We start from the raw sequence: 5,215 nt of genomic DNA on the forward strand, positions 1-5,215 counted from the left end.
TCGGTGTCGACGTGGCCGAGGTCCGGCCGCGGCGCCAGCGGGCTGAGGTGGAAGACGAGGAAGGCGGTCTCGTCGCCGTCGTTGACGATCCGGTGCCGGGTGCCGATCGGGATGAGCACCCCGTGCTCGGCGGGGAGCGTGGTGTGCTCGCCGTCGAGCCGCGCGACGACCTGCCCGGACACGCAGTACAGGAACTCCTCGGAGTACGGGTGCCAGTGTTCGCTGACGAACTCGCCGGGCCGCAGCGTCAGCGTGCCGAGGAAGCCGGACTTGGCGCCCACCGTCGCGGGGGACAGCAGCGTGCGGATGTCGCCGCCGCGGCGGCGGTTGGCCGGGACGTCGTGGATGGAGAGCACCTTCGGCGCCACTTCCAGGTTGTTGGTCGTCAGGGTCATCGCTGTCTCCTCGAACGTCTCGTGGACCGCCCGGAGCCGCCTGCTCGGCGTCCGGGCCGGGGCCTGACGGGCCCGGCGCTGTCACACGGAATTCGCGCGGAATTCACAACGGGCGCCGAGCCCTGGCCGGGGCTGGTTCAGACCTGCTGGGGAAGGGCCTTCGCGCTGCGGGCGGCCAGCTCGACCTTGTCCCGGATGACGCTCATCTCCCGCCGGGTGTTGTTGTTGATGTTGTTGGTCATCCACTCGTCGTCGACCGGCGCGTCCGGACGCATGTGGAAGTCCTGCGTCCAGCGCATCCTGGTGCCGGTGCCCTCCGGTTCGTAGGTCCATTCGATGTTCATGAACTCGAAGGGGCCCGGTTCGACGCGGCGGGCCCGGACCTGGTGCTTCTCCGGGTCCAACGTCCGTTCCGAGACCCAGCTCCAGACCTTCCCGTTCGCGTCCGGGTGCATTGTCAGCCGGAATCTGAAGGTCTGGTCATGGTGCTCGAGAATCTCCACCGAGGCGTACTCGGTGAAAAGATCCGGCCAGTCCGCGAGACTGTTCGTGATCGTCCAGACCAGATCGATGTCGGCGTCGATCCAGATCGAGTTCTCCGTGTGCCCGGCCATGGCTCTCCGTTTGATTGACGATGTTCCGGTCGAGAAAGGTGTCGCCGCTGGTTCAGCCGGCCTGCTCGGCGTACTCGCGCGCGCCGGCTCCGGGCAGGTGTGCCACCACGGTCCCGGCGGCCGCGGAGAAGCTGGTGCGCAGCGCGTGCAGCCGCTTCCGGTGCCCCAGGTGCTCGGGATTGCGCTGGAACTCCTGGTACGCCTGCTCGTTGGCCCATTCACCGAATATGTAGTAGGTGCTGGGATCGTCCGTGGAGCGGACCAGCCAGGCGCCGAGGTTCTCCGGCTGCTTGGCGGCGTCCGGGGCGACCTGCAGCCAGGTCTCCTCGAACTCGCGCTCCCGACCAGGTGCGATCTGCTGCGTAAGAACAATCCGGAAGGTGCCGGAAGCACTCATCGGGTTTCTCCGTTCGGATGTCTGCGGTCAGGTTCAGGGCCGGCGCGGGACACGGCCCGCGGCGCTGTTGCCGATATGTCCGGACCGGTTCGTCGTCCGGGCACGCGTGCCATCGGACGATGAAGACCTGAAAATGACCGGTTGCGTCCGTCCGACGGCTCCTGAACGCCCTCGGCCGGATGCCTCCCGGCGCCGGAGCCCGCCGGAGCCCGCCGGAGCCCGCAGGGGCTCCCACTGGCAGGCTCCGCCTGTACGGACGTGCCTCCTCGGCCCTGGAGCGTCCTCGGCCCTGGAGCGTCGGTCAGGCGGTCGCTACGTGCCCGGTCCCGGCCGGGGACGGACATCGCGTGGGCGGACGGCTGCCGGCGCAGCCGCGCGTTCTCCCTGGTCGCATGATTCTCGCTGTCCGGTCGTGAATTCCTGTCGGATACGGGATGAATCCCTGTCGGATGCGGCGTGAATCCGCCGGTCCGGCCGCCGGTCTATGCGACGTCCGCTCTGACAGCGCCGTTGATGGCGGTGAGGATTTCGGCGAAGGTGTGGTCCTCGGGCGGTTCCGCCGGCAGTTCGACGCCGAAGGTGTCGAGAACGACGGTCTGCAGGTGCAGGTAGGCCAGTGAGTCCACCCCGGCCTCGGCGAACGTGACGCCAAGATGGCCGGGCCGCTCATCGGCGACGAGCACCGTGCGTTCCACGAGGAAGTCGAGCAGCTGGTCAGCGGTCCACTGATCCGCCATGGTTCTCTCCTTTGTCCTGGTGACCCGGTTTCCGGGCGGGCCGGTCCGCGGCCCATGAATAGAAGTTCCGGGCCATCGCGTCGCGTGGGCTGCGCCAGGTGTCCGGGTCGTATGCGGTGATGTGTCTGGCGAGTTTCGTGTTGACGTCGACGAACAGCGGGTGTCCGCGTACGGCGGGCAGGGCGGGCGCCACGTCGTCGGCCGCCTCGATCAGATGAAAGTAAAGTCCGTGGAAACTGAAGAGGTCCCGCCGGACAACACCCAGCAGATGAGGCAGCTCCCCGTCGTCCGACTCCCGGAAGATATCGGCGACCGCGGGTTCGTCGTCAGCGCTGATACGGGCCACGATGAGAGTACGGTGCGTCATCCGACGGCCCTGTTCCGGGCCGCCGGAAGCCGGCCGGAGAATATCGACACGCCTGCTCCCTGACAACTTGAAGAAAGGACGGGCAAGCATGCCGCACCGTCGGCGTCGATGGTGCGGAGGCTGTCCGCGCAAGTCGGTGGCCCGACGCCGTCGTCGGTGGTTTCGGTATACGGGCCGGTTGGGCGGCCAGCACCCAGCCTCGTCCGCTCGGGCGCCGCGCAGGCGTCACCTCACGAAGGCTGGGGCCTGGCCGCCGCTCCGGCCCGTCTCCCTACGGAAGCATGAGGTATTGGGACTGTCATGTCTTGCAGTTGGCATGGCAGGAACGTGTAGTGGCAACTTGGTGCCAATGGTGTGGCCAAGTCGATGCGAAAATGCTATAACCAGTCTTTTTTCGCCGCGAGGATGCCGGCCTGGAACCGGCTGCGGGCACCCATCCGTCGCATGAGATCGGCGATCATGCGACGGACCGTTCGTACCGACACGCCGAGGTGCCGGGCGGCGGCCTCGTCCTTGGCTCCGAGGCTCAACAGCCTCAGCAGGAGGCGTTCGGAGTCGCTTGGAGCGGAATTGTCAATCTGTTGTTTTTTTGTCTGCGAGGGGCCACCGCCCTGGTCGGGCTGGCCGCCCTGAGCGACCAGGCCGGCCAGGCTGGCCAGGCCGGCCGGGCCGGCCTGGCCGCGAACGCTGGAGAGGCCAGGGCCGTCACCCAACGTGGCCTGGCCGAAGGCGATGTGATCGAGGCCGGTGTGCCGGAGCCCGGCCTGGCCGAGCTCGCCAGCCCGTTCCAGGGGCCGCGCGGTCTTCCAGAGCTGGTCGAACAGCATCGTGGCCAGGCCTGTCAGCGCCGGCTCCCGGAGCAGCAGCGCGCAGCCGTGCTCCTCGCCCGGGCCGGATGTCAGCAGGAGCAGGGCGGTCTCGCGGTCGACCATGGCCATGTCCGCCAGCGGGGCGTCGGCCACCCGCAGCTCCAGGCCATCCGCGTCGACGGCGTCGCAGCCGGCGGGAGCACCGTCCTGTGGGGCCGGGCGCGGCTGGATGGCGCGCACGACGACCCCGCGGCCAAGGGCCTGCAGCACCGCCTGGGTGCACTCCGCTGTCATGATCGATGACTGCCAGGGCCGGGTGTGCAGAACCAGCAGCTCCCGTTTGGCTCGGGCTACGAGATCGAGCAGCTGGTCCGCGACCGCTTCCACGCCCTTCAGCCGCACGGCGTCGACAGCCGGCTCCGGCTGCCGCTCCTGCTCCTGCATGTAGTCGGCGACCAGCACGCTCACCTGCATATGAGCGCGGATGAGTTCCTCCTGTTGGCGGATGAGCCGATCGTGTTGCTGTCGGAACAGCTGTTCGAGAGGGATCTCGGGATGGACGGCGACCAGCCGGTCGGGGCTCTCACGGGAGGGCACCAGCAGTGAGAGCGCGACGAGCCTGTCGCAGGCCTGCCGGACGGCGCCCGTGGGACATCCAAGGGCGCTGCTCACCTCCTCGGCGCTCATGTCCTTCCGGCGCAGCCACATCCGGTAGGCGGCGAGAGCGATGCCATCGATGCCGAGAAGATCGAACATCGTCATCAGGCACGGCCTAGTCCACGCGGCTGCCGGCCCTGGGGAGGCCCCGTTGTGCCTCCTCGCTCGTGACCACGTCGAGGGAGTGACGGACCAGCGCGACCAGGGCCTGCCGGACGGACTCCCGCCGGCGCGCGTCGCAGAAGATGATGGGCCGGCGGGGGTCGACGTCGAGCGCTTTGCGGACCTCGTCGAGCCGGTATTCCCGGGCGCCCTCGAACCGGTTGACCGCCACCAGGAACGGAATATCCCGCTCCTCGAAGTAGTCGACCGCCGGGAACGAGTCGGCGAGCCGGCGGGTGTCGACCAGGACGATGGCGCCGATGGCACCGAGAACCAGCTCGTCCCACATGAACCAGAAACGGTCCTGGCCAGGTGTGCCGAACAGGTAGAGAATCACGCTGTCGAGCAGCGTGATCCGGCCGAAATCCATGGCGACCGTCGTCGTGGTCTTGGTGCTGACCTGGGAGGTGTCGTCGATGCCGAGGCTCGCCGAGGTCAGTGCGGCTTCGGTCGTGAGCGGGGGGATCTCACTGACCGTCCCGACAAAGGTCGTCTTTCCGGCGCCGAATCCGCCGGCAATTATGATTTTGACCGGGCTGGGTGCCGGGCTGGGTGCCGGGCTGGTCACCTGGCTGCCGACCGTGTGCGGTCTAGAGGGTCTGTAGTCCATCGAGCACCTTTTCCATCAGCGCCACGTCGGGACGCTCGCTCGGTCGGGCTGGGCGGGTGACGCGTACGAGACCGGCATCGATCATGTCGCCGACGAGAACACGTGCCACCCCGACCGGCAGGCTGAGCTGCGCGGATATTTCCGCGATCGACTGGATGCTCTGGCAGAGCAGCACGATGTTCCGTTGTTCTGGATCAAGAGTTCGGACCATCGCACGCCCGTGCTCCGTCGTCGACACCAGAGCCACCAGCTCCAGCGCGCGATTGGCCGCCGGTCGCGTCCGGCCGCCGGTGACGGCATAGGGACGGACGACCGGACCTGCGTCGTCGTCGTACCACTCCTCGTCCACCGGTCCTCCTGATCAGGGCTTGACAGTAATCGCTGAAGTTCGTCCTGCTGGAACTCGTCCCGTGAAAATCGTCTGGTCGAAGAATCCGCCGGCGGCGGTCGGCGGCGGTCGGCGGCGG

8 protein-coding genes are annotated in these 5,215 nt (G+C 68.0%); all 8 read right to left on the reverse strand.

From position 1 onward, the window contains the following. The coding region (locus tag NBW84_RS01270) for a cupin domain-containing protein (RefSeq protein WP_250280898.1) at positions 1-395 on the reverse strand (395 nt) is incomplete at its 3' end. Positions 396-532: 137 nt separating this feature from the next. After that, a complete protein-coding gene (locus NBW84_RS01275) occupies positions 533-1,009 on the reverse strand; it encodes an SRPBCC family protein (protein WP_250280901.1) in 477 nt (158 codons plus the stop codon). A gap of 52 nt (positions 1,010-1,061) precedes the next feature. After that, complete coding sequence (locus NBW84_RS01280; protein WP_250280902.1) at positions 1,062-1,406, reverse strand: antibiotic biosynthesis monooxygenase family protein; 345 nt, start codon at positions 1,404-1,406, stop codon at positions 1,062-1,064. A gap of 482 nt (positions 1,407-1,888) precedes the next feature. Beyond that, complete coding sequence (locus tag NBW84_RS01285) at positions 1,889-2,143, reverse strand: phosphopantetheine-binding protein (RefSeq protein ID WP_250280904.1); 255 nt, start codon at positions 2,141-2,143, stop codon at positions 1,889-1,891. Beyond that, positions 2,121-2,510, reverse strand: a complete 390-nt coding sequence (locus NBW84_RS01290; protein ID WP_250280906.1) for a TcmI family type II polyketide cyclase — start codon at positions 2,508-2,510, stop codon at positions 2,121-2,123. Before NBW84_RS01290 ends, NBW84_RS01285 begins: the two co-directional genes overlap by 23 nt. A gap of 377 nt (positions 2,511-2,887) precedes the next feature. Further along, positions 2,888-4,081, reverse strand: a complete 1,194-nt coding sequence (locus NBW84_RS01295; protein WP_250280907.1) for a LuxR C-terminal-related transcriptional regulator — start codon at positions 4,079-4,081, stop codon at positions 2,888-2,890. A 10-nt stretch (positions 4,082-4,091) separates the two neighbouring features. Beyond that, positions 4,092-4,748 (reverse strand): ATP/GTP-binding protein, encoded by a 657-nt coding sequence (locus NBW84_RS01300; protein WP_250280908.1) that lies wholly within the window; start codon positions 4,746-4,748, stop codon positions 4,092-4,094. Then, positions 4,729-5,097 carry a DUF742 domain-containing protein gene (locus tag NBW84_RS01305; protein WP_250280909.1) on the reverse strand — a complete coding sequence of 123 codons (369 nt, stop codon included), beginning with the start codon at positions 5,095-5,097 and terminating at the stop codon, positions 4,729-4,731. Before NBW84_RS01305 ends, NBW84_RS01300 begins: the two co-directional genes overlap by 20 nt. Positions 5,098-5,215: the final 118 nt, after the last annotated feature.

The organism is Protofrankia sp. CiP1_Cm_nod2, from assembly GCF_920664355.1.
Taxonomy (GTDB): Bacteria; Actinomycetota; Actinomycetes; order Frankiales; family Frankiaceae; genus Protofrankia.